Origin of the sequence: Pseudomonas sp. DR208, from assembly GCF_019823005.1 — a bacterium.
Taxonomy (GTDB): domain Bacteria; phylum Pseudomonadota; class Gammaproteobacteria; order Pseudomonadales; family Pseudomonadaceae; genus Aquipseudomonas; species Aquipseudomonas extremorientalis.
In genome coordinates this window covers 4,854,139-4,875,622 of the sequence record NZ_CP081944.1, presented here as the reverse complement: position 1 = coordinate 4,875,622, position 21,484 = coordinate 4,854,139, and the positions used below count along the sequence as shown (strand labels likewise).

The 21,484-nt window shown below is 60.4% G+C and carries 20 protein-coding genes; 14 read left to right on the top strand and 6 right to left on the bottom strand.

From position 1 onward, the window contains the following. The first annotated feature begins 120 nt into the window (after positions 1-120). From rraA to K5K89_RS21805, 7 genes are all read left to right on the top strand, one after another. Complete coding sequence (gene rraA / locus K5K89_RS21835; RefSeq protein WP_058427377.1) at positions 121-612, top strand: ribonuclease E activity regulator RraA; 492 nt, start codon at positions 121-123, stop codon at positions 610-612. A 24-nt stretch (positions 613-636) separates the two neighbouring features. Next, positions 637-1,632, top strand: coding sequence for a zinc transporter ZntB (locus tag K5K89_RS21830; RefSeq protein ID WP_222540252.1), 996 nt, complete (start codon positions 637-639; stop codon positions 1,630-1,632). Positions 1,633-1,718: 86 nt separating this feature from the next. Continuing rightward, on the top strand, positions 1,719-1,964 hold the full coding sequence (locus tag K5K89_RS21825) for a hypothetical protein (protein ID WP_003230316.1): 246 nt from the start codon (positions 1,719-1,721) through the stop codon (positions 1,962-1,964). A 2-nt stretch (positions 1,965-1,966) separates the two neighbouring features. Continuing rightward, positions 1,967-2,791: a mechanosensitive ion channel family protein gene (locus tag K5K89_RS21820; protein ID WP_071491406.1), complete on the top strand. Its 825-nt coding sequence runs from the start codon at positions 1,967-1,969 to the stop codon at positions 2,789-2,791. Between the two features lie 87 nt (positions 2,792-2,878). Beyond that, positions 2,879-3,469: an RNA polymerase sigma factor SigX gene (gene sigX, locus K5K89_RS21815; protein ID WP_010208495.1), complete on the top strand. Its 591-nt coding sequence runs from the start codon at positions 2,879-2,881 to the stop codon at positions 3,467-3,469. 107 nt (positions 3,470-3,576) lie between these two features. Then, entirely contained in the window at positions 3,577-4,557 is a 981-nt protein-coding gene (locus tag K5K89_RS21810; RefSeq protein WP_222540251.1) for an OmpA family protein, read from the top strand. Positions 4,558-4,674: 117 nt separating this feature from the next. Continuing rightward, entirely contained in the window at positions 4,675-6,006 is a 1,332-nt protein-coding gene (locus tag K5K89_RS21805) for an IS4 family transposase (protein WP_371914400.1), read from the top strand. 46 nt (positions 6,007-6,052) lie between these two features. Here the strand turns inward: K5K89_RS21805 and cobA are convergent, their stop codons facing one another. The 5 genes from cobA to K5K89_RS21780 form a co-directional block, all read right to left on the bottom strand. Continuing rightward, the gene (cobA, locus tag K5K89_RS21800) at positions 6,053-6,796 is read right to left on the bottom strand and encodes a uroporphyrinogen-III C-methyltransferase (RefSeq protein ID WP_222540250.1); all 744 of its coding nucleotides are present in this window, start codon (positions 6,794-6,796) and stop codon (positions 6,053-6,055) included. A 26-nt stretch (positions 6,797-6,822) separates the two neighbouring features. Further along, the gene (locus tag K5K89_RS21795; RefSeq protein WP_071491403.1) at positions 6,823-8,493 is read right to left on the bottom strand and encodes a bifunctional protein-serine/threonine kinase/phosphatase; all 1,671 of its coding nucleotides are present in this window, start codon (positions 8,491-8,493) and stop codon (positions 6,823-6,825) included. Continuing rightward, the gene (locus tag K5K89_RS21790; RefSeq protein ID WP_222540249.1) at positions 8,493-9,704 is read right to left on the bottom strand and encodes a nitrate/nitrite transporter; all 1,212 of its coding nucleotides are present in this window, start codon (positions 9,702-9,704) and stop codon (positions 8,493-8,495) included. Before K5K89_RS21790 ends, K5K89_RS21795 begins: the two co-directional genes overlap by 1 nt. Before the next feature lie 157 nt (positions 9,705-9,861). Next, positions 9,862-10,437, bottom strand: coding sequence for an ANTAR domain-containing response regulator (locus K5K89_RS21785; protein WP_071491401.1), 576 nt, complete (start codon positions 10,435-10,437; stop codon positions 9,862-9,864). A 13-nt stretch (positions 10,438-10,450) separates the two neighbouring features. Further along, complete coding sequence (locus tag K5K89_RS21780) at positions 10,451-11,677, bottom strand: CmpA/NrtA family ABC transporter substrate-binding protein (RefSeq protein WP_222540248.1); 1,227 nt, start codon at positions 11,675-11,677, stop codon at positions 10,451-10,453. 273 nt (positions 11,678-11,950) lie between these two features. Between K5K89_RS21780 and sctC the strand changes: the two genes are divergently transcribed. The 5 genes from sctC to K5K89_RS21755 all read left to right on the top strand — a co-directional run bounded on the left by sctC (position 11,951) and on the right by K5K89_RS21755 (position 15,746). Beyond that, positions 11,951-13,378: a type III secretion system outer membrane ring subunit SctC gene (sctC, locus tag K5K89_RS21775; protein ID WP_222541744.1), complete on the top strand. Its 1,428-nt coding sequence runs from the start codon at positions 11,951-11,953 to the stop codon at positions 13,376-13,378. A 16-nt stretch (positions 13,379-13,394) separates the two neighbouring features. Then, positions 13,395-13,619: a FliM/FliN family flagellar motor switch protein gene (locus K5K89_RS21770; protein ID WP_222540247.1), complete on the top strand. Its 225-nt coding sequence runs from the start codon at positions 13,395-13,397 to the stop codon at positions 13,617-13,619. 156 nt (positions 13,620-13,775) lie between these two features. After that, a complete protein-coding gene (locus K5K89_RS21765) occupies positions 13,776-14,180 on the top strand; it encodes a winged helix-turn-helix domain-containing protein (RefSeq protein WP_071491397.1) in 405 nt (134 codons plus the stop codon). Next, positions 14,173-14,634 carry a transglycosylase SLT domain-containing protein gene (locus tag K5K89_RS21760; protein ID WP_130898135.1) on the top strand — a complete coding sequence of 154 codons (462 nt, stop codon included), beginning with the start codon at positions 14,173-14,175 and terminating at the stop codon, positions 14,632-14,634. Before K5K89_RS21765 ends, K5K89_RS21760 begins: the two co-directional genes overlap by 8 nt. Before the next feature lie 86 nt (positions 14,635-14,720). Then, positions 14,721-15,746: a quinone-dependent dihydroorotate dehydrogenase gene (locus K5K89_RS21755; protein ID WP_071491396.1), complete on the top strand. Its 1,026-nt coding sequence runs from the start codon at positions 14,721-14,723 to the stop codon at positions 15,744-15,746. 123 nt (positions 15,747-15,869) lie between these two features. Here the strand turns inward: K5K89_RS21755 and rmf are convergent, their stop codons facing one another. Then, positions 15,870-16,085, bottom strand: a complete 216-nt coding sequence (gene rmf / locus K5K89_RS21750) for a ribosome modulation factor (protein ID WP_002553055.1) — start codon at positions 16,083-16,085, stop codon at positions 15,870-15,872. Between the two features lie 532 nt (positions 16,086-16,617). On the opposite strand from rmf, the gene rlmKL reads away from it, so the two are divergent. Then, the gene (gene rlmKL / locus K5K89_RS21745) at positions 16,618-18,882 is read left to right on the top strand and encodes a bifunctional 23S rRNA (guanine(2069)-N(7))-methyltransferase RlmK/23S rRNA (guanine(2445)-N(2))-methyltransferase RlmL (protein WP_071491395.1); all 2,265 of its coding nucleotides are present in this window, start codon (positions 16,618-16,620) and stop codon (positions 18,880-18,882) included. A 142-nt stretch (positions 18,883-19,024) separates the two neighbouring features. Beyond that, entirely contained in the window at positions 19,025-21,421 is a 2,397-nt protein-coding gene (locus K5K89_RS21740; protein WP_222540246.1) for a diguanylate cyclase, read from the top strand. The last annotated feature ends 63 nt before the right edge of the window (positions 21,422-21,484 follow it).

The window sequence follows — 21,484 nt, the reverse complement described above, 5'->3', positions numbered from 1 at the left end:
CTGGTCATATTCAGTCGCGCAGTGGCTATTGCGTTGCGACGAAGTGGATGGGATGTTTCGCACCTGCTTGGGCTGGCGCTTCTTTCGAAAGACACCTCTTTGACGGAAAGGAATTGTTCAATGAACCATTATGTGACCCCCGACCTGTGCGACGCCTACCCGGAGCTGGTGCAGGTGCTCGAACCGATGTTCAGCAACTTCGGCGGCCGAGACTCCTTCGGCGGTGAGATTGTCACCATCAAATGCTTCGAAGATAACTCCCTGGTCAAGGAACAAGCCGACCAGCCTGGTGCTGGCAAGGTGCTGGTGGTCGACGGTGGAGGATCCCTGCGCCGTGCGCTGCTGGGCGACATGATCGCCGAAAAGGCTGCCAAAAACGGCTGGGAAGGGCTGGTGATCTACGGCTGCATTCGTGATGTGGATGTCATCGCCCAGACCGACCTTGGCGTGCAGGCCCTGGCCAGTCACCCGATGAAGACCGACAAGCGTGGTATTGGCGATCTGAACGTGGTGGTCACCTTTGCAGGCGTGACGTTCCGCCCGGGTGAGTACATCTACGCCGACAATAACGGCGTGATTGTGTCGCCCAGCCCACTGAAAATGCCTGAATAAACTGCTGTAAGCGACGGGGTGAGGATGTTCGAGGAAGAAAACGCGCAATGGGGGCTGGTGCATGCCCTGGTGCTGGACGGTAAAGGCGGTGCGCGTTCGATTGCCCGGACAGAGCTCGACGACTTGCAACTGCAGTCCCAGGAAAGCGTGTGGCTGCATTGGGATCGCAGTCATCCACAGACCCAGACCTGGCTGCGCAAATCCAGTGGCTTGAGCGAGTTCGCCTGTGACCTCTTGCTGGAGGAGAACACCCGCCCGCGCCTGTTGCCGTTGCCGGACTCGCAATTGCTGCTGTTCTTGCGTGGGGTCAACCTCAACCCCGGTGCCGAGCCGGAGGACATGGTTTCGGTGCGGATTTTCGCCGCGGCCAACCGTGTGATTTCCCTGCGGTTGCGCCCGTTGCGCGCCACGGATGAGTTGCTGGTGCAGCTGGCGGATGGCAAGGGGCCTAAGACGGCCTCTGAACTCATCCTTTATATGGCTCAGTACCTGACTAATAAAGTGCAGGATCTGGTCAGTGACCTGTCTGAAATCGTCGACGTAGAGGAAGAAAAACTCGATACCGACGAACGGTATACCCCGGAACATGGCAGCGTCTTGCAGATCCGTCGACGGGCAGCCGGGCTGAAGCGATTCCTCGCGCCGCAGCGGGATATTTTCGCCCAGCTCACGCGCATCAAACTGCCGTGGTTCTGTGACGACGATGCCGACTATTGGAACGAATTGAACAACAGCCTCACCCGTTATCTGGAAGAGCTTGAATTGACCCGAGAGCGCGTGGGGCTTGTGCTGGAGGCCGAAGACCGGCGTTTGAGCGTGCGCATGAACCGCACCATGTACCGCTTCGGGATCATCACCGGAATCTTCCTGCCGATGAGTTTTCTCACCGGCCTGCTGGGTATCAATGTGGGTGGGATTCCGTTCTCTGCCAGCCCCTATGGATTCATGATTGCGTGCCTGTTGATGGTCTCGGTGGCGCTTGGACAATGGTGGCTTTTTCGACGATTGCGCTGGGTTTGACCTGAATATGACCTGAACGTAGGAAGGGTCCTATGTGACCCCAAGAAATTTACCCTCGTCTTTTAAATCACTTGCGAGAGGTCCTTATGCACGATCCGTTCGAACAGTCTTTGCGTGACATGCTCAATGCCTCGCCGTCCAACCGCGACGACGATGCCTGCCTGGGCCGCGTGCTGAAAACCGCCAACCGTCAGGTGGGCGCGGGTGATCTGTTCGGTCTGCTCGGGCGCTGGGTGCCGGCGTTGATGATGGCCCTGAACAACGGTTCGGCCCATGTCTCACCGGTTTCCCGTGGTAAACCTCTTGCTCGCACTGCTGATAAGGCTGATTGAATATGGAACTTGATCTCTGGACCCAGAGCCTGGTCACCGCGATGACCGCATTGTGGACCAAGGTGGCGAATTTCATTCCCAACCTGTTTGGTGCCCTGGTGCTGGTGTTGCTGGGCTTTGTCGTGGCCAAGCTGCTCGACACCCTGCTGTCCAAACTGCTCGCGAAACTGGGCCTCGACCGCCTGATGGCAGGCACCGGTCTGACCAAACTGTTGGGGCGTGCCGGGCTGCAGGTACCGATCTCGACATTGATCGGCAAGATCGTTTATTGGTTTGTTTTGCTGATTTTCCTGGTTTCTGCGGCTCAATCCCTTGGACTTGAGCGAGTTTCAGCTACGCTCGACATGCTGGCGCTGTACTTGCCGAAGGTTTTCGGCGGCGCGCTGGTGCTGCTGGTAGGTGTTTTGCTGGCGCAACTGGCCAATGGGCTGGTGCGCGGCGCCGCCGAAGGCGTGGGTTTGGACTATGCTGCTGGCCTGGGGCGGATTGCCCAGGGCTTGGTGATTATCATCAGTATTTCGGTCGCGATCAGCCAGTTGGAGGTCAAGACTGACCTGCTCAACCACGTGATTGTGATCGTTTTGATTACCGTTGGTCTGGCCGTTGCGCTGGCCATGGGCTTGGGAAGCCGGGAAATTGCCGGTCAGATTCTTGCGGGAATCTATGTGCGTGAGTTGTACCAGGTGGGCCAACAGGTGCGTGTGGGCGAGGTTGAAGGGCAAATCGAGGAGATCGGCACGGTCAAGACGACGGTGCTGACCGATGACGGCGACCTGGTGTCGCTGTCCAACCGGATTCTCCTGGAGCAGCAGGTCAATAGCCGCTAACCCGGCAAACCCTGCTAATGTACGCCGCCGCGAGCCTGGGTGATCGGGCTGTGGCGGACATTGACCTGACTGTCGGCACGACTTGTTTTGAATAAAGCCCAAACGCTGTCCACGCGCTATGACCCCCGTGAGCTCTCTGATGAGGAGCTGGTCGCGCGTTCGCACACGGAGCTGTTTCACGTCACTCGCGCGTACGAAGAATTGATGCGCAGATATCAACGCACTTTGTTCAACGTTTGTTCAAGGTATTTGGGGAACGATAGAGATGCGGATGATGTCTGTCAGGAAGTGATGCTCAAGGTGTTGTACGGCCTGAAGAACTTCGAAGGCAAATCGAAGTTCAAGACATGGCTGTACAGCATCACGTACAACGAGTGCATCACGCAGTATCGGAAGGAACGGCGAAAGCGTCGCTTGATGGACGCCTTGAGTCTTGACCCCCTTGAGGAGGCGTCTGAAGAGAAGGCGCCGGCACCCGAGGAGAAGGGCGGACTTGATCGCTGGTTGGTGTATGTGAACCCGATTGACCGGGAAATTCTGGTGCTACGATTTGTCGCAGAGCTGGAGTTTCAGGAAATCGCTGACATCATGCACATGGGTTTGAGTGCTACAAAAATGCGTTACAAGCGTGCTCTTGATAAATTACGTGAGAAATTTGCGGGCGAGACTGAAACTTAGTGCGTGGCAAATATCTCTTACGTGTAGGCAAGTTCTGTTAGACTTGTCGCCGAGTTGTCCCCCGGTTTGTGGGACTGCTTTACAATCACCAGATGGGGATTTAACGGATGAAACTGAAAAACACCTTGGGCTTGGCCATTGGTTCTCTTATTGCCGCTACTTCTTTCGGCGTTCTGGCACAAGGCCAAGGCGCAGTTGAAGGCGAGCTGTTCTACAAGAAGCAGTACAACGATAGCGTCAAGCACATCGAAGACGGCTTCAATCCTGGCGCTCGCATCGGTTACTTCCTGACCGACGACCTGTCCTTGAACCTGTCCTACGACAAGACCAACCACACCCGTTCGAACGACGGTACTGGTAACCAGAAGATCAAAGGCGATACCGGCAGCCTGGTTGCCCAGTATCACTTCGGTCAAGCTGGCGTAGACAGCCTGCGTCCATACGTAGAAGGCGGTTTCGGTCACCAGAGCCGTACCAACGTTCAGGCTGACGGCCACAGCGGTCGCGACCAGACTACTTTCGCTACCGTTGGTACTGGCGTGAAGTACTACTTCACCAACAACCTGTACGCACGTGCCGGTGTTGAAGCTGACTACGGTCTGGACAACGGCAAGTGGGACTACTCCGCACTGGTCGGCCTGGGCGTAAACTTCGGCGGTAACGCTGGCGCAGTTGCTCCAGCTCCTACCCCAGCACCAGCTCCAGAGCCAACTCCAGAGCCAGAAGCTCCAGTTGCTCAGGTTGTACGTGTTGAGCTGGACGTCAAGTTCGACTTCGACAAGTCGGTTGTTAAGCCTAACAGCTACGGCGACGTGAAAAACCTGGCCGACTTCATGGCTCAGTACCCAGCTACCAACGTAGAAGTTGCTGGTCACACTGACTCCGTAGGTCCAGACGCTTACAACCAGAAGCTGTCCCAGCGTCGTGCTGACGCTGTTAAGCAAGTCCTGGTTAAAGACGGCGTTGCTCCTAGCCGTATCACCGCAGTAGGTTACGGCGAGTCCCGCCCAGTTGCTGACAACGCAACTGAAGCTGGTCGTGCTATTAACCGTCGCGTAGAAGCGTCGGTTGAAGCTCAAGCTCAGTAATTACTGAGTGGTAGAAAAAAGCCCGGCTTAGGCCGTAATGCTGTTCACTTAAGCATTTGAGTCCCGGCCGGGCTTTATAGAGAATCCGATGTCAGACTCCTGGCATCGGATTTTTTTATGCCCATTCAGCAGCAGTTGCTCGACCTCGGCGATCTCTTCAACTTTTCTGACCTGAGCACCTTCACTCAGAACATCCCAATCGAGTGGGTAGCGAGTGCGCTGAACCTCTCGGTGCAAGCCACCATACGGCGGCGCCGCTTGCCGAGTGACCAAGTTCTTTGGCTGGTTCTGGGCATGGCTTTGTTTCGTGATGAGCCCGTCCACGAGGTCGCCAGGCGTTTGAATATCTGCGCGCAAGGCTTGGCTTCTGATCAGTTGCTGGCTCGAAGCGGAGTAACTGAAGCTCGCAAACGGCTAGGCGCTGACCCCGTCGAATCGCTGTTCCGTCAGACCGGTAAGCATTGGGGCAACGAGCGCTATGAGGCAGATGACTGGAACGGTCTACAAGTCTTCGCGGTGGACGGTGCATTGCTGCGAACCCCTGATTCACCCGAGCTCAGAGAGCATTTTGGCTCCGGCAATACCGGCACCGACCGTCAGACTCCGTTTCCGATGCTGCGGCTCGTTGCGCTGATGAATGTCCGCTCGCATGTCATCCTCGATGCGCAGCTCAGCCCTTTTCGGGGCAGTGAAATGCGGTTGGCCGAAACGTTTCTGGGGCAAATTCCAGACAATTCAATCACCTTGTTCGACAAAGGCTTCTGGGGCGCGGATCTACTGCTAAGCGTGGTTGGCGGCGGTGCGAACCGACACTGGCTGACACCTGCTCGCAAGAATTTGGTCATGGAGGAAGTGGAGCGCTACGGCGAGCATGATCGTCTTGTGCGGATGAAAGTTTCTCCTCAGGCACGCAAACGAAATCCTGAGCTGCCCTTGAGTTGGGAAGTGCGTGAAGTTAGCTATGAAAGCCATGGGAAAGTGAGGTCGCTGCTTACCTCTCTGCCTGTCGAGGGCTATGACACAGCAGCTGTAGCTGAGCTGTACCTGGAGCGGTGGGAAATTGAGCTGGGCTTCAGGGATATCAAAAGCTCGATGCAACAGAACGCGGTAACGCTGCGCAGTAAGAAGGTCGAGCTGATTTATCAGGAGGTCTGGGGGCTTTTGCTGGCTTACAACATTATTCGTCGGGAGGCCAGCCAGGCCGCTGTAGCATTCGGCCGCGCACCTTCAGATATACGGTTCAAGCCAGCCTGCCAGTACATAGCGGTACAGTTGATCGTGATGGCAGCAGCGAACCCGGTATCAGCAACAGGAAGGAGGCTAAGCGAGCTGAGGGGAGGAGTAGGAGGAATGTTTCTGGATCACCGCCCAAGGCCAGGAAGGCCAAGGACGGTGAAGATTTCCAAAACCCGGTACCCAGTGGACCGTAAGGCTGCTCCGCTTAAGTGAACAGCATTACGGCTTAGGCCGGGCTTTTTTTCGCCTGTGATTTGTCTCAGGCGCTGGCGGTTTGAGCGAGGCAAGCGACTTGCCCTGGGGCTGCGACATGGCCAATTACCAGGATGGCCGGGCTTTTCAAGGCAAATGCCTGCGCATCTGCATACATTCGTGACAGCTCACTGCGGCATTCCCGTTGCTGGGGCAGCGATGCGTTTTCGATCATCGCCACCGGCATATCCGCCGCCATTCCGCCGTCCAGCAATTGCTGGCGAATCTCCTCCAGCTTCGCCACGCCCATGTACACCACCAGCGTTGTCCCGCCCTCGGCCAGTGCTCGCCAATTCAGGCGACTATCGTCCTGGGTATGCGCCGTCACCAGGGTCACACCACGACTCACTCCGCGCAGCGTCAGCGGAACCGCACAATTTGTCGCGCCCGCCAGCCCGGCCGTAATCCCGTTGACCAACTCTACCTCGACGCCCCTTTCACGCAGCCACATGGCTTCCTCACCGCCGCGCCCGAAAATGCACGGGTCACCGCCCTTGAGCCGTACCACGCATTTGCCCTGGCGCGCATAGCGCAGCATCAGGCGATGGATAAAGTCCTGCGGTGTCGAGCGACAGCCACCGCGTTTACCCACGGTGATCACCCGTGCTTCAACGCAGTGTTCCAGTACCGCCGGGTTGACCAGGTCATCGATCAGCACCACATGCGCCTCACGCAGGGCGCGTACGGCCTTGAGGGTCAACAGTTCCGGGTCACCGGGACCCGCGCCCACCAACCAGACTTTTGCGTTCATGGATTTTTCCTCGTCCAGGGATGACGTCAGCGGTGAAAGAGTGAGTACAACAGCACTAGATTGATCAACATCGACAGCAGTCCCAGAGTGCGCCAGACCTTCAAGGGTTCACGCTCCAGCAAGGGCTTGGGGCGAATGCTCAGTTCCTGCCGGTCCGCCTGTTCCAGCACACGCAACCATTCTTCGGCGGTTTCGTAACGATGCGCAGGTTGGGCCGCCACTGCCCGGTCCAGGCTGAGGGGTAGCCAATCCGGCAGATCGGGGCGGTAGCGGCTGGCGCTGAAGGGCTGGTTGAACCGGGGCCGTTGGAAGGCTTCGATTTCACCGTAGGGGTAGTGCCCGGTCAGCAGGTAATACAGGCTGACACCGACACTGTATAAATCCTGTTGGGCCGTAGGCCGGTCGCCGTTGAACGCCTCGGGCGCGATAAAGCTTGGTGTGCCAGGCAATGCATGGACGCGGTCTTCCGACAGGCCCGGGCAGTACGCCAGGCCGAAATCCAATACACGCAGTTCGCCGTCATCCCCCAGCAGCAGGTTTTCCGGCTTGATATCGCGGTGCAGGATCTGCCGCCGGTGCAACATGCCCACCGCCCGCAGCAAGCGCTCGGCGATCGACTGCCATTGCGCCAGGGGCAATGGGCCGTGCTGCTGGAACAGTTCGGCCAGGGTCTGGCCGGGGTAGTCCCGCATCACGTAGTACAGATGCTGGCGTCCGCTGGCGGCATGGACTTCAGGAAACGCCCGGCCGGCGACGCGTCGTAGAAACCATTCTTCCGCGAGCAAGGCCTGGCCGGCATCGCTGTCATCATCGCGGCTCAGCGGCAGGGTTTTCAGAAGCCAGGGTTGCTGCTGGGCATCCCGCACCCGGTACAGTAACGACTGTCGGCTCTGCGCCAATACGCTTTGCACCTGCCAGCCTTCAAAGTGTTGCCCGGCTTTCAACGGCGGTGGCAGCGGCCATTGCTGCAACTGCACCAGGGCGTCGCCGAGGGTCGCCGCGCCGAGGGTGTCGATACGCACGAGCAGGGCGCTGGCATTGTCCTGGCTACCCGCCAGGTGCGCGGCGTTCACCAGGGTGTTGACCGCCAGATCCAGGTCGGTTTGCTCGCGCAGAATCGAACGGATGCTGTGATCACCCAGGGTTGCCCACACGCCGTCACTGAGCAGCAGGAAACATTCGCCTTCGCGCAACTGGCCGTCGAGAAAATCCACTACCAGGTGTTGATCCAGGCCGAGGGCACGCTTGAGCACATGCTGCATGCCCGGCTGCTCCCATACGTGATCCTCACTGAGGCGCTGCAATTCGCCATCCAACCAGCGATACGCCCGGCAATCGCCGACATGCGCGAGGGTGAAGCGCTGGCCGCGAAACACCAGGGCGCTCAGGGTGGTCAGCAACGGCTGGCCACCGCCATTGGCCTGCAGCCAGCGATTCTGGGCCGACAGCAAGCGTTCCAGGGCCTGGGCCACGCTCCAGGTCTGCGGCGTGGCGTAGTAATCCAGGGCCAGCGCCTGCAAGGTCGAGCGCGCGGCCAGGCCGCCGTCGGCGCACTGACTCACTCCATCGGCGATGGCGCACAAGTAGCCTTTGCTCGCCGCCAGTTCGGCCACGGGTGTCACCACCCGCAGTGCGTCCTGGTTTTGCGCCCGAGGGCCGATGGTACTGGCCTGAGCGATGCTCAGTTGCAGGCTCATCAGACCCGTGCAGCCGTCACGGCGGCCGAGCCCCAGGTGGTTCTCCAGCGACGTTTAACGCCATGCAGGCCGAACCAGGCCAATACGCCCAGGCTCGCGAACAGCCACAGCGCCATCTGATAGCTGCCGGTGCTTTGCTTGATCGCGCCCATGCCAGCTGCCAGGGCGAAACCGCCAATGCCGCCGGCCATGCCGATCAGGCCGGTCATCACGCCGATCTCACGGCGGAAACGCTGCGGCACCAGTTGGAACACCGCACCGTTACCGGCGCCCAGGCCAAGCATGGTGCAGACGAACAGGGCCAGCGCCGCATAAGAGCTTGGCAGGTTGAAACCCACCGCCGCGATGCAGATTGCTGCCACGCTGTACATGCCCAGCAACGTACGAATCCCGCCGAAGCGGTCCGCCAGCGCACCGCCCAGTGGGCGCATCAGGCTGCCGCCGAACACGCAGGCGGCGGTGTAGTACCCCGCGGTCACCGGGCTCAGGCCGTACTGGTCGTTGAAGTAACCGGGCAGGGCGCTCGCCAGGCCGATAAAGCCGCCGAAGGTCACGCTGTAGAAAAACATGAACCACCAGCTGTCACGGTCGCCCAGGGCCTTTAAGTAGTCGGCCATGGATTTGGCTTTTGGCCGTTCAGGGGCATTGCGCGCCAGCCAGGCAAACACGATCAGCGTCAGCACCAGCGGAATCAGAGCGAAGCCGAACACGTTGCTCCAGCCAAACGCGGCCGCCAACACAGGCGCCAGCAACGCGGCGAACACCGTGCCTGAATTGCCCGCACCGGCGATGCCCATGGCCTTGCCCTGGTGTTCGGCCGGGTACCATTGGGAGGCCAGCGGCAACGCGACAGCAAAGGATGCACCGGCCATACCGAGGAACAGTCCCAGCAGCAGCGCTTGTTCGTAGCTATGGATGCCCAGTTTCCAGGCGCCGAACAGGGCACAGATCACAATCACCTGGCCGATCACCCCGGCGGTCTTGGGCGACAGCTTGTCCGCCAGCATGCCCATCAGGAAGCGCAGCACCGCGCCCGCCAGGATCGGTGTCGCCACCACCAGCCCGCGTTGTTGGGTGGTCAGGTGCAGGTCGGCGGCAATCTGTACCGCCAGTGGGCCTAGCAGGTACCAGACCATGAAGCTCAGGTCGAAATACAGGAACGCGGCAAACAGGGTCGGGGTGTGCCCGGATTTCCAGAAGCTTGATTTCATCACGCACCTCAACGGTTGGGAGTCTTGTAAGAAGGCCAAAACGAAAAAACGCCGCCACCGGGTTCGCGAGGGCAAACCGGGTGTGCGACGTCTTTGTCGTGGAGGGGCAACCGCCGTTGGCTACCTGTGCGGAATACTTAGCAAGAGCTGAGCCAAATCAGCCGAGCAGCTCGCTCATGGCGATAATCTGCTCCGCCACCTGGATCAGTTTCTGCTGGCGGCTCATGGCCTGGCGACGCATCAGGGTGTAAGCCTCTTCTTCGTTGCAGGCCTTCATTTTCATCAGCATGCCCTTGGCCAGCTCGATGCGCTTGCGCTCGGCCAATTGCTGGTCGCGCGCCTGGAGCTGGGCGCGCAAGGCCTGGTCGCTTTCGAAGCGCGCCATGGCCACATCGAGGATCGGCTGCAGGCGCTGGGCCTGGATGCCTTCGACGATGTAGGCGCTGACGCCAGACTTGATCGCCTGGCGCATTACGTTCGGGTCATGTTCGTCGGTAAACATCACGATGGGCCGGGGTTGGTCTCGGCTGACCAATACCACCTGCTCCATCACATCACGACCCGGTGACTCGGTATCGATCAGGATCACGTCCGGGCGCACCGTTTCGACGCGTGCGGGCAGGTCGATGGTCAGGCCGGACTCATCGATGACATCAAAACCGGCCTCGATCAGCGCCGACCTGAGGCGGCCGACCTTACGCGGGGTGTCATTGATCAACAGGATTCGCAGCATGGAGATTCTCCTGTCAGCGCCAGGCCTGGCGGTTGGAATCATTGGCCAGGGCATGCAGGCGGAAGCTGCGGGCGTATTCGGTTGGGTTGGAACCGTCCCAGATTTTGCCGTCGATCAGTTGGCTGCTGCGCATGTCCTGGGCCTTTACCGGGATCCCCAGCGCACCTGCCGCCTGGCGATACAACGCCAGTTGCTGCACCTGGCGGGCAACGCCCAGGTAGTCGGGGTCCTCGCGCAACAGGCCCCAACGCCGGAACTGGGTCATGAACCACATGCCGTCGGAGAGGTAAGGCAGGTTCACCTCGCCACCGGCGAAAAAACGCAGGGCGTGGGGATCCTGCCACTGGTTGCCCAGGCCATCGTCATAGGCGCCCAGCAGGCGCGGTTCGATGCAGTCGAGCGGGGCGTCGAGGTACTCGCGACCACTGAGCAATTGCGCGGTGGAACGGCGGTTTTCGGTGCTTTCTTCGATAAACCGGCTGGCCTCCAGGATCGCCATCACCAGCACGCGCGCAGTATTGGGGTACTGGTCGACGAACGTCCGGGTGCAACCGAGGACCTTTTCCGGGTGATCCGGCCAGATCGCCTGGCTTGTCGCCAAGGTAAACCCCTGGTTTTGCTTGACTGCGCTGGCGCACCAGGGCTCGCCGACACAAAACCCGTCGATGCGTCCGGCTTGCAGGTGGGCAACCATTTGCGGTGGCGGGACCACCACGCTGTCCACATCCTGCAAGGGGTGAATACCTTGGCTCGCCAGCCAGTAATACAGCCACATGGCGTGAGTACCTGTGGGAAAGGTCTGCGCGAAGGTCAGTTTTGTTCGGCTTTGGTGCACGTGGCGGTCAAGCGCCTCAGGAGTGATCACCCCTTGTTGCTGCAAGCCGTGGGACAGGTTGATGCTCTGGCCGTTCTGGTTGAGCCCCATCAGCACGGCCATGTCGGTGGGCGCGACTCCGCCGATGCCCAGGTGCACGGCATAGATCAGCCCGTAGAGGCTGTGGGCGGCGTCCAGTTCGCCGCTGACCAGTTTGTCGCGCAGGTTGGCCCAGGACGATTGGCGCTTGAGGTTCAGGGTCAGGCCGTAGGGTTGAGCGAAGCCCTGGGTGGCCGCTACGACCATCGAGGCGCAGTCGCTCAGGGCCATGAAACCCAGGTCAAGGCTGCTCTTTTCCGGGGCATCACTGCCGTTGACCCAGGCCAGCGGGTCGTTCATCGGGCTGTGGCCGACCGAATCGTTCATCAACACCTACCTTTTCTTTCAAAAAAAAGCGTCGTTCCCTCAGATGGCGATGTAAGCCAATGTGGGTAACGACGCCTTTGTCCGTAGCGCGCTCCGCCGTTGGCGCGTGCTCTCATGCAGAGTTCATAGCAAGGCACATGCCACGGGCGGTGAGGCGCGGCTGGCCGTCAGCTTTCCATCAAGATTGAAACCGGACGGGCTTTCAGTATGGCCGCTCTCTCACCGCCAGACTGCCCAGGAACCCTCACGGTGCACGCCGAATCCCTTTTAACGATGCCCCGCCTCCGGTTCCACCGTTGGCTGTGGTTTGCCGGGCTGTGGCTGGTAAGTGCGCTGGCTGGGGCCGAGCTTCACCAGGTTCGGGATGAAAGCCTGTATACCGTGTTCACTGCGCTGTCTGAGCCGCTGGGGGTGCCCATCGTTGTCAGCCAGGCGGTGGCGCGCAAACGTCTCAGCACCGCACTGGATTTCGATGCGCCGCAACAGGCGTTGGAGGCGCTTGCGCAAGAGCAGGGGTTGATCTGGTACAGCGACGGGCAAGCGCTGCATATCTACGATGCTGACGAGGCAAAGAGCTCTGCGGTGACCTTGCGGCATATTACGGTCGACAAGTTGCGTGGCCTCATGCGCCGCTCGGGCCTTGATGAGTCACGCTACCCGCTGCGTGAAAGTGGGGCGCGCACATTCTATGTGTCCGGCCCACCGAATTACGTCGACCAGGTGATGCGCCTGGCCCAATTGATGGATCGGCAAAGAGCCGATCTGCGTGTGGGCGCGCAGGCCTTTGGTGTGGTTCAGGTGCTTAACACCGATGTGGCGGACCGTCAGTACGGCGCGCGCGACAACCCGGTTACCGTGCCGGGAATGGCGTCGATGATCGAGACCCTGCTGGCCAGCGAGCACAAGGGGTTGCTGGCCGACAAGAGCCTCGGTGTGATCGCCTACCCGGACAGCAACAGCCTGCTGATCAAGGGCAAGCCGGCCCAGGTGACCTTCATCCAGAAACTGGTGGCGGAACTCGACATACCCAAGCGATCGATCGAAGTGTCGTTATGGCTGGTGGATGTTGAGCGTGACGAGCTGGAAAAACTGGGCCTGGGCAGGGATGAAGACGCCCGGATGTCGACCACGCGAATCCTTGCGCCTCAGGATGACAATCGCGTGATGGCCAGGATCGGTGCATTGGAGCGTCGTCGACGGGCGAAGGTGGTGGCACTGCCCGTGATTCTCACTCAGGAGAACGTCCCGGCGGTGTTTCAGGATAGCCATACGTTTTATCTACCGCCCTCCGGAAACGACCGAACTGACTGGAAACCTGTGCGCTATGGCACTCAGGTCAGCGTACTGCCGCGTTTTTCAGAAGCTAACCAGATCGAAATGCGCCTTGAGATTGAGGAGGGGCGCCAGATAAGTGAGAAGGGGCGGCGTGAAAAAAATACCGCGGTGGGGCAGGTGGGGGTCAACAGTGTGGTGCGTGTGCCCCAGGGCAGGCGTCTGTGGCTGGGCGCGTTTCAACGAGAGGCAGAGCGGCGGGCGACTACTCGCCCGGATCAAGTGCGTCTGTTTGTGATTCAGGCCAGGGCCGTGGGCCTTGAGACGCTGGGGCCGGGTGGGGGGGCAGGGCCGCCGCCTTTGACGGCAGCGCAATACGAGCGTGTTCAACGTGCGTTTGTACGGCCTGAGCGCGATGTCTCACCGTGAACAAGGTGTCAGCCCGATGCATCTGGAAATTCTTCTTCAGGAACAACTGATCAGCCGCCGGCGCCTGGCAAAGTTTGCGCCCGGGAAGGTGTTGCCTTTGATGCCAGAGATAATCCATTGCGTGGAGGTTCGGGTCAACGGGCAATTACTGGCCTTGGGTGAGTTGGTGCAGTTGGAAGACCGGTTGGGGGTTGAGTTGCACGATGTTTACCACGCGTGGCTACCTGAAGGTGATGGGTAGCGAAACGTCTTACAGCATGGTTCCAAAATAATGCGCGATGTCTGCGCTTTTTCCTAACGTGAGCCTTGATGCAGGTTTTTATAGTCGTGGCAGGGGCACTTGAACCCGTAATGCAAATGAGGACTTCAATGTCAGTAGTCGGATGCCGAGGTAATCATGGCTGTCATGGATGATGGAGGGACGACGACTTCCCTGGTTTTTGCGCGTTGGACCCTGCACGAAGATGGTCGCCTGACCGGTGAGGACGCAGATCTTCAGTTGCCGCCCAAGGAAGGGCTGGTGTTGCGGTTGTTGCTGATGTCCGGTGGCGTGTTGATGACCAAGGATCGCTTGCTGGAGCTGGCCTGGCCGCAGGGGGAAGTTGCCGAAGAGTCGCTGACACGCTGCATTTATTCACTGCGCAAGTACCTTGGCACCGACAAGGGGTTTATCAAGACGATTTACGGTCGGGGGTACCGTTTCATTTGCCCGGTGACGATCAAGGGCCCCGCGTCTGGCCGTATGGACCATGTGTGCTCGGCATGCGGCCATACCCGCAATGGAGTGGCAGGCCGTGGCTAGGTTCTGGAGCAAGGGCTTGGTGTTGGGTGTCATGATGACCGGCAATCAGGCGCTGGCCTATTGCTGGGAGGAGGCGGCCAGCCGCTACGATATCGAGCCCGAATTGCTGCAGGCGATCGCTGCGGTGGAGTCGGGCTTTCGTGCGCACGCGATAAACGATACGAACCGTAATGGCACTCGGGACATCGGCCTGATGCAGATCAACAGCAGCCATTTGCCGCGCCTGCTCGAGCGAGGTATTACCGAGGAGCGGTTGCTCAATGAGCCTTGCCTGTCGGTGGAGGTAGGGGCTTCGATTCTCGCCGAGTTCATCCAGCGCTTTGGCTACAACTGGACGGCGGTAGGCTCCTACAACGCAGGCCCGGGTTCCGGGCCTGCGCGTGAGGCGTTGCGCATGCAATATGCCCAGAAAATCTGGGCGTATTACGAGCAGTTGGTAGCGCACCGCTACTGACGATTGAGGTTCGCGCCTCGCGCGCAACCCGTGACCCCGGCTATAATCGCCGCCACCTTTCGCCGCCATCCGAGTCTAGCCCGCCCATGTATACCCTGGCCCGCCAGCTGTTGTTCAAACTCTCCCCGGAAACCTCCCACGATCTGTCCCTGGACCTGATCGGTGCCGGTGGCCGCCTGGGGCTCAATGGCCTGGTATGCAAGGCACCGGCAAAAATGCCGGTCTCGGTGATGGGGCTCGACTTCCCCAACCCGGTCGGCCTGGCGGCTGGCCTGGATAAGAACGGTGCGGCCATCGATGGTTTTGCACAGCTGGGTTTCGGTTTCGTTGAAATCGGCACCGTGACGCCACGTCCACAGCCGGGTAACCCCAAGCCACGTATCTTCCGCCTGCCGGAAGCCGAGGCGATCATCAATCGCATGGGTTTCAACAACCTGGGCGTTGATCACCTGCTGTCGCGGGTTCAGGCGGCGAAGTACAAGGGCATCCTGGGCATCAATATCGGCAAGAACTTCGATACGCCGGTCGAGCGTGCGGTGGATGATTACCTGATCTGCCTGGACAAGGTCTACGCCCACGCCAGCTATGTCACGGTCAACGTCAGCTCGCCCAATACCCCGGGCCTGCGCAGCCTGCAGTTCGGCGACTCCCTCAAGCAACTGCTCGAAGCCTTGCGCCAGCGCCAGGAAGACCTGGCCGTGCGTCATGGCAAGCGCGTGCCGCTGGCGATCAAGATCGCGCCGGACATGAGCGACGAAGAAACCGTGCTGGTGGCCCAGGCCCTGGTGGACTCGGGGATGGACGCAGTCATCGCGACCAACACCACCCTCAGCCGCGTAGGCGTCGAAGGCCTGGCACATGGCGACGAAGCGGGCGGCCTGTCGGGGGCGCCGGTGCGTGACAAGAGCACCCATATCGTCAAGGTGCTGGCTGCGGAGTTGGCCGGGCGCTTGCCGATCATCGCCGTCGGCGGTATTACCGAAGGCAAGCATGCGGCCGAGAAGATTGCCGCGGGCGCAAGCCTGGTGCAGTTGTATTCCGGCTTCATCTACAAAGGCCCGGCGCTGATTCGCCAGTCGGTAGATGCCATCGCGGCATTGCCAAAAGCCTGAAAACCATCCATTAAAAAGGGCTCCTGAAAAGGAGCCCCCTGGGCCGAAGCCCGCCGCCCGGATGGGGCGTGCATGGTAAGTCGTTATAAATCCAGAGGTGGTGTCGGAATTAATTGCCCTTGATTAGCCGACGGCGTGAAGTTCGTTGAGTCTGTGGATTCCCGCAGTGCCAGTCATACCGTCCCAGTTGTCGCCGCGTCCTTCTCGCCAGCCGTTGATCCAGGCTTGGCGTACCGACGGTAGAGTAAATGGGCAAAGCTCACGGGATTTGCCATGAACGCCGTATTGATATCCGCGTAAAAATGCTCTTTCCAACGGATCACGCTTAAGTCTTCTCATAGGGTGTTTCCCTCACTTGTTGACTGTCTTGATATCCTTCGGCCTCGTCCGAGACCGGGCAGAGTTTTTCTGCCGTTGGTGGGCTCGCTGCCGGCGTGGCGAGCCGATGTGTCGGCGTCGTTACGGCGCCAACCTGTGTTGAGTTCTAACCAATAGGTCACATGGATTCAATGATCGTTTTGTCATAAGCACGTAACGATAACGATGCTATAGCGATAAGCTGGGATGGTTTTTCGCCCCTTTTATCGGGCAAAGCCAGCTATGATGCACCCTGCATAGAGGATGGGTTTAATCCTTTAGTGAGAATGTCCGCCCGTTGCAGTCAGTTATTATTCGACGAAGGGTCGGAATATTTCTTTTTGTTACAGCTAATTGTTTCTCTGCCCCTTCATTACAGGCCCAAAGGCCCGGCAGCCGGGGTGGGACGGCACATTCGTGCCACGCGAGCACTCTTCAAGAAAAGTGCTTGATTGAAAACCGAACCGGCGATGCGTCGCCCGTTCATTTATTGCTGAAAAGCCTGGAATGCCCCATGTCGGACCGTTTTGAACTCTTCCTCACCTGCCCCAAGGGCCTCGAAGGCCTGCTGATCGAGGAAGCCGTCGGGCTTGGCCTTGAGGACGCCCGCGAGCACACCTCGGCTGTGCGCGGCATGGCCGATATGGAAACCGCCTACCGCCTGTGCCTCTGGTCGCGCCTGGCCAACCGCGTGCTGCTGGTGCTCAAGCGCTTCCCGATGAAGGACGCCGAAGACCTCTACCACGGCGTGCTGGATATCGAGTGGGCCGACCACATGGTGCCGGATGGCAGCCTGGCGGTTGAATTCAGCGGCCACGGTTCGGGCATCGACAACACCCACTTCGGCGCCCTGAAGGTCAAGGATGCGATTGTCGACAAGCTGCGCACCCCGACTGGCGAGCGCCCGTCCATCGACAAGATCAACCCGGACCTGCGCATCCACCTGCGCCTGGACCGTGGCGAAGCGATCCTGTCCCTCGACCTGTCCGGCCACAGCCTGCACCAGCGCGGTTATCGCTTGCAGCAGGGGGCGGCACCGTTGAAGGAAAACCTGGCGGCCGCGATCCTGATCCGTGCCGGCTGGCCGCGCATCGCCGCTGAAGGCGGCGCGCTGAGTGACCCGATGTGCGGCGTGGGCACCTTCCTGGTGGAAGGCGCAATGATCGCTGCCGACATGGCCCCCAACCTGAACCGCGAGCTGTGGGGTTTCACCACCTGGCTCGGTCATGTCCCGGCGCTGTGGAAGAAGCTGCACGCCGAAGCCGCTGAACGCGCCGCCATCGGCATGAACAAGCCGCCGCTGTGGATCCGTGGCTACGAAGCCGATCCGCGCTTGATCCAGCCTGCGCGCAATAACATCGAGCGGGCCGGCCTGAGCCACTGGATCAAGGTGTACCAGGGCGAAGTCGGCACCTTCGAACCGCGCCCGGACCAGAACCAGAAAGGCCTGGTCATCTGCAACCCGCCGTACGGCGAGCGCCTGGGTGACGAAGCCAGCCTGTTGTACCTCTACCAGAACCTCGGCGAGCGTCTGCGCCAGGCGTGCATGGGCTGGGAAGCCGCAGTGTTCACCGGCGCGCCGGACCTGGGCAAGCGCATGGGCATCCGTAGCCACAAGCAGTATTCGTTCTGGAACGGCGCGTTGCCGTGCAAGTTGCTGCTGATCAAGGTCAACCCGGACCAGTTCGTCACCGGCGAGCGTCGTACCCCGGAACAGCGCCAGGCCGAGCGTGAGCAAGCTGCCTACGATCAGGCCCCGGCCGAGCCGCAAGAGCGCCAGTACAACAAGAACGGCAACCCGATCAAACCTGCTCCGGCCCCGGTGGTCGAGCAGGCGCGCCTGAGCGAAGGCGGGCAGATGTTTGCCAACCGCCTGCAAAAGAACCTCAAGCTGCTGGGCAAGTGGGCCAAACGCGAAGGCGTGGATTGCTACCGCGTGTACGATGCCGACATGCCGGAATACTCCATGGCCATCGACCTGTATCACGATTGGGTGCATGTACAGGAATACGCGGCCCCCAAGTCCATTGACCCGGAAAAAGCCTCCGCGCGTATGTTCGATGCGCTGGCGGCCATTCCCCAGGCGCTGAACATCGACAAGAGCCGCGTGGTGGTCAAGCGCCGTGAGCGTCAGAGCGGTACCAAGCAGTACGAGCGCCAGAGCGCCCAAGGCAAGTTCACCGAAGTCAGCGAAGGCGGCGTAAAGCTGCTGGTCAACCTCACCGACTACCTGGACACCGGCCTGTTCCTCGACCACCGCCCGATGCGCCTGCGCATCCAGAAAGAGGCGGCCGGCAAGCGTTTCCTCAATCTGTATTGCTACACCGCCACCGCCAGTGTGCATGCGGCCAAGGGCGGCGCGCGCAGCACCACCAGCGTCGACCTGTCCAAGACCTACCTGGACTGGGCACGCCGCAACTTGTCCCTCAACGGCTTCTCCGACAAGAACCGTCTGGAGCAGGGTGACGTGATGGCCTGGCTGGAGGCCAGCCGCGATGAGTTCGACCTGATCTTCATTGACCCGCCGACCTTCTCCAACTCCAAGCGCATGGAAGGTATCTTCGACGTGCAGCGCGACCACGTGCAGTTGCTCGACCTGGCCATGGCGCGCCTGGCGCCGGGCGGCGTGCTGTACTTCTCGAACAACTTCCGCAAGTTCGCACTGGAGGACAACCTGAGCGAACGCTACGCGGTCGAGGAAATCAGCGACAAGACCATCGACCCGGATTTCGCACGCAATGCGAAGATCCACCGGGCGTGGAAAATCACCGCGCGCTGAACACGGCTGTCAATCAGGCCGCAAGCCTGGATTATTCCGGGTTTGCGGCTTTTTTACGCTGGTCAAATTCAAGGCCGGTGGCTATAACTTAAGGCCAAGCCAAAGTGACACCCCCCGCACGCTGGCGCTGTGAGTGTTGCCTATGCCGTTGCAAGCCGTACGCCCGAAAATCCTAGGCTTTATCAGTGAGCAGGCGTCGGCTTGGCTGGTGGCATTGGTGGTGTTGCTGGCAGGGTTTGCCTTGACGGCTGTTGTGGCCTGGGCGGCCGCCGACCTCTATCAGCAGCAGGTGCGCCAACGCTTTCAGTTGTTGGTCAACGAACGCTACACCCGCCTGCAGGAACGCTTCGACGACCAGGAACAACGCCTGAACAGCCTACGGCGTTTCTTCGTCAACTCCGATGACGTGTCCCGCGAAGAGTTTGACGGTTTTGCCCAGCCCTTGTTGCTGCGCGCGCGCGCTTACTCCTGGGCGCCCCGGGTGTATCGCGAACAGCGCGGTCAGTTTGAGCAAGCCGTGTCCGCGCAGCGCGGCACACCTTTCGTGATCTGTGAGTTGAATTCCACGGGTGAGTTGGCCCCTGCGCCCGAGCGCGATGAATACGTACCGGTACTGTACAGCCAGACTCAAAGCCTGTTGGGGGCACCCCTCGGCTTTGACCTGCTGGCCCAGCCCCTGCGGCGTTCGGTGCTTGAGCGTGCGCAAAACACCGGCAAGCTGGCGGTGTCCCAGCCCATGCAACTGGTGGGTGTGGAACCGGACTATGCCACCGGGGTTTTATTGGTCGCGCCGGTCAGTCATTTGCCCACCTCCGACCAATCCCAGAATGAGCCCTACGGCTATGTCATGGCGGTGATCAGCATGCGCCAACTGGTGGCCGACGGTTTGCCCAAGCCGGACCGCGACAACCTGGTGATGCAGATCGTCGACACCTCCGACGTGCAAAAGCGCGTGCTTTTCGAGTCCGGCAATGCCGTGGCCAGCAGTGATCTGGTCGGGGCGCGCCGCCTCACGCTGGGTGACCATGTGTATGCCCTCACACTGCGTCCGAGCCAGGTGTTCGACCAGGCCAACCACTCCTCGTTGAGCACGATCCTGACCATGGGCGGCCTGCTCAGCCTGTTGCTCAGCGCGTTGCTCTATGTGCTGGTCAGCCAACGCCAGCGCGCGCTGAAACTGGTGGAGCAGCGCACGGCGCAGTTGCGCCTGCGCGAGCAGGAATTACGCGGCGCCCACGGCCAATTGCGCAGTGTGCTGAATGCCGCGACGCAGGTCGCGATCATTGCCACCGACCTGCGCGGTGTCATCAATACCTTCAATGCCGGTGCCGAGCAGATGCTGGGGTTCAAGGCCGAGCAGGTGGTGGGCACGCACACCCTGGAAAGCCTGCACCTGGCGTCGGAACTGGAAGCGCGTTCCGCCAGCCTCAGTGTAGCCTTGGGCAAACGCATCCCGGCAAGCCAGGCGATGCTGGTGGAAAGTCCCGACAACCTGCACCAAGCCCGCGAGTGGACCCTGGTTCGTGAGGATCGCAGCCAACTGACGGTGAACATGCTGGCCACCGTGTTGCTGGACGACCATGGTTTGTGGATCGGTCACCTGGCGATTTACCTGGACATTACCGAACAAAAGCGCGCCTACGAGGCATTGGCGGCCAGGGATCGGCTGCTCAAGAAACTCAGCGCCCATGTGCCCGGCGGCATCTTCCAGTTCACCCTGGAGCCTCAAGACAACTGGAAATTCATCTACGCCAGCGACGGCATGCGCGATATCTATGAAATCGAGACCGGCGTGCTGCAGCAGGATGCGAAGAAGGTCTTCGAGCGCATCCACCCGCTGGATGCGGAGCGGGTACGCGCATCGATCCGCTTGTCGGCGTTGCAGTTGAGCCATTGGCGGGAGGAGTACCGGGTGCTGTTGCCGCAACGCGGACTGCGCTGGATTCGCGGCGAAGCGACGCCGGAAGAGTTACCCGGAGGAGGGACGCTGTGGCATGGCTACGTGTCGGATATTTCCGATCTGAAGCGGGTGGAAGAAGAGCTGCGTGCACTCTCCATCACCGACTCCCTGACCGGGATCCACAACCGCCGCTATTTCCAGGACCGCCTCAAGGCCGAGATGGTCAGGCTCAACCGCACCTCGGGGGCCTTGTCGGTGATCATGCTCGATATCGATCACTTCAAGCGCATCAACGACCAGCATGGGCATGCCGTCGGCGATGGGGTATTGCAGGAGTTGTGCAAACGCATCAGCCAGCGCCTGCGCCGCACCGATGTGTTCTGCCGCCTGGGTGGCGAGGAGTTCATGGTGCTGTGCCCGCACACCGATGGTGCTCAGGCCTACAGCCTGGCGATGGAGTTGTGGGCGTCGTTGCGCAGCGTGCCGATGGAGCCGGTCGGTATTGTCACCGCGAGCTTCGGCGTGGCCAGTTGGCGGGTGGACGAAGGTATCGATGGGCTGCTGCTGCGCGCTGACTCGGCCGTGTACGTGGCCAAGCAGGCAGGCAGGGATCGGGTGGAAGCGCAGTCGGTTTGCTGACTGGCCCTGTCGTGGTGAGCGGGCTTCTGGGGTGAGCGGACAAGCCTGTTCACCCCAGTATGT

Coding starts and splice junctions, on each gene's coding strand:
- K5K89_RS21785 (WP_071491401.1), bottom strand. CDS start 10,437: ATGCTGCGAATCCTGTTGATCAATGACACCCCGCGTAAGGTCGGCCGC.
- cobA (WP_222540250.1), bottom strand. CDS start 6,796: ATGAACGCAAAAGTCTGGTTGGTGGGCGCGGGTCCCGGTGACCCGGAA.
- K5K89_RS21755 (WP_071491396.1), top strand. CDS start 14,721: ATGTATACCCTGGCCCGCCAGCTGTTGTTCAAACTCTCCCCGGAAACC.
- rmf (WP_002553055.1), bottom strand. CDS start 16,085: ATGAGAAGACTTAAGCGTGATCCGTTGGAAAGAGCATTTTTACGCGGA.
- rlmKL (WP_071491395.1), top strand. CDS start 16,618: ATGTCGGACCGTTTTGAACTCTTCCTCACCTGCCCCAAGGGCCTCGAA.
- K5K89_RS21780 (WP_222540248.1), bottom strand. CDS start 11,677: ATGAACGATTCGGTCGGCCACAGCCCGATGAACGACCCGCTGGCCTGG.
- K5K89_RS21795 (WP_071491403.1), bottom strand. CDS start 8,493: ATGAGCCTGCAACTGAGCATCGCTCAGGCCAGTACCATCGGCCCTCGG.
- rraA (WP_058427377.1), top strand. CDS start 121: ATGAACCATTATGTGACCCCCGACCTGTGCGACGCCTACCCGGAGCTG.
- K5K89_RS21770 (WP_222540247.1), top strand. CDS start 13,395: ATGCATCTGGAAATTCTTCTTCAGGAACAACTGATCAGCCGCCGGCGC.
- K5K89_RS21805 (WP_371914400.1), top strand. CDS start 4,675: ATGCCCATTCAGCAGCAGTTGCTCGACCTCGGCGATCTCTTCAACTTT.
- sctC (WP_222541744.1), top strand. CDS start 11,951: ATGCCCCGCCTCCGGTTCCACCGTTGGCTGTGGTTTGCCGGGCTGTGG.
- K5K89_RS21830 (WP_222540252.1), top strand. CDS start 637: ATGTTCGAGGAAGAAAACGCGCAATGGGGGCTGGTGCATGCCCTGGTG.
- K5K89_RS21740 (WP_222540246.1), top strand. CDS start 19,025: ATGCCGTTGCAAGCCGTACGCCCGAAAATCCTAGGCTTTATCAGTGAG.
- K5K89_RS21765 (WP_071491397.1), top strand. CDS start 13,776: ATGGCTGTCATGGATGATGGAGGGACGACGACTTCCCTGGTTTTTGCG.
- K5K89_RS21790 (WP_222540249.1), bottom strand. CDS start 9,704: ATGAAATCAAGCTTCTGGAAATCCGGGCACACCCCGACCCTGTTTGCC.
- K5K89_RS21820 (WP_071491406.1), top strand. CDS start 1,967: ATGGAACTTGATCTCTGGACCCAGAGCCTGGTCACCGCGATGACCGCA.
- K5K89_RS21810 (WP_222540251.1), top strand. CDS start 3,577: ATGAAACTGAAAAACACCTTGGGCTTGGCCATTGGTTCTCTTATTGCC.
- K5K89_RS21825 (WP_003230316.1), top strand. CDS start 1,719: ATGCACGATCCGTTCGAACAGTCTTTGCGTGACATGCTCAATGCCTCG.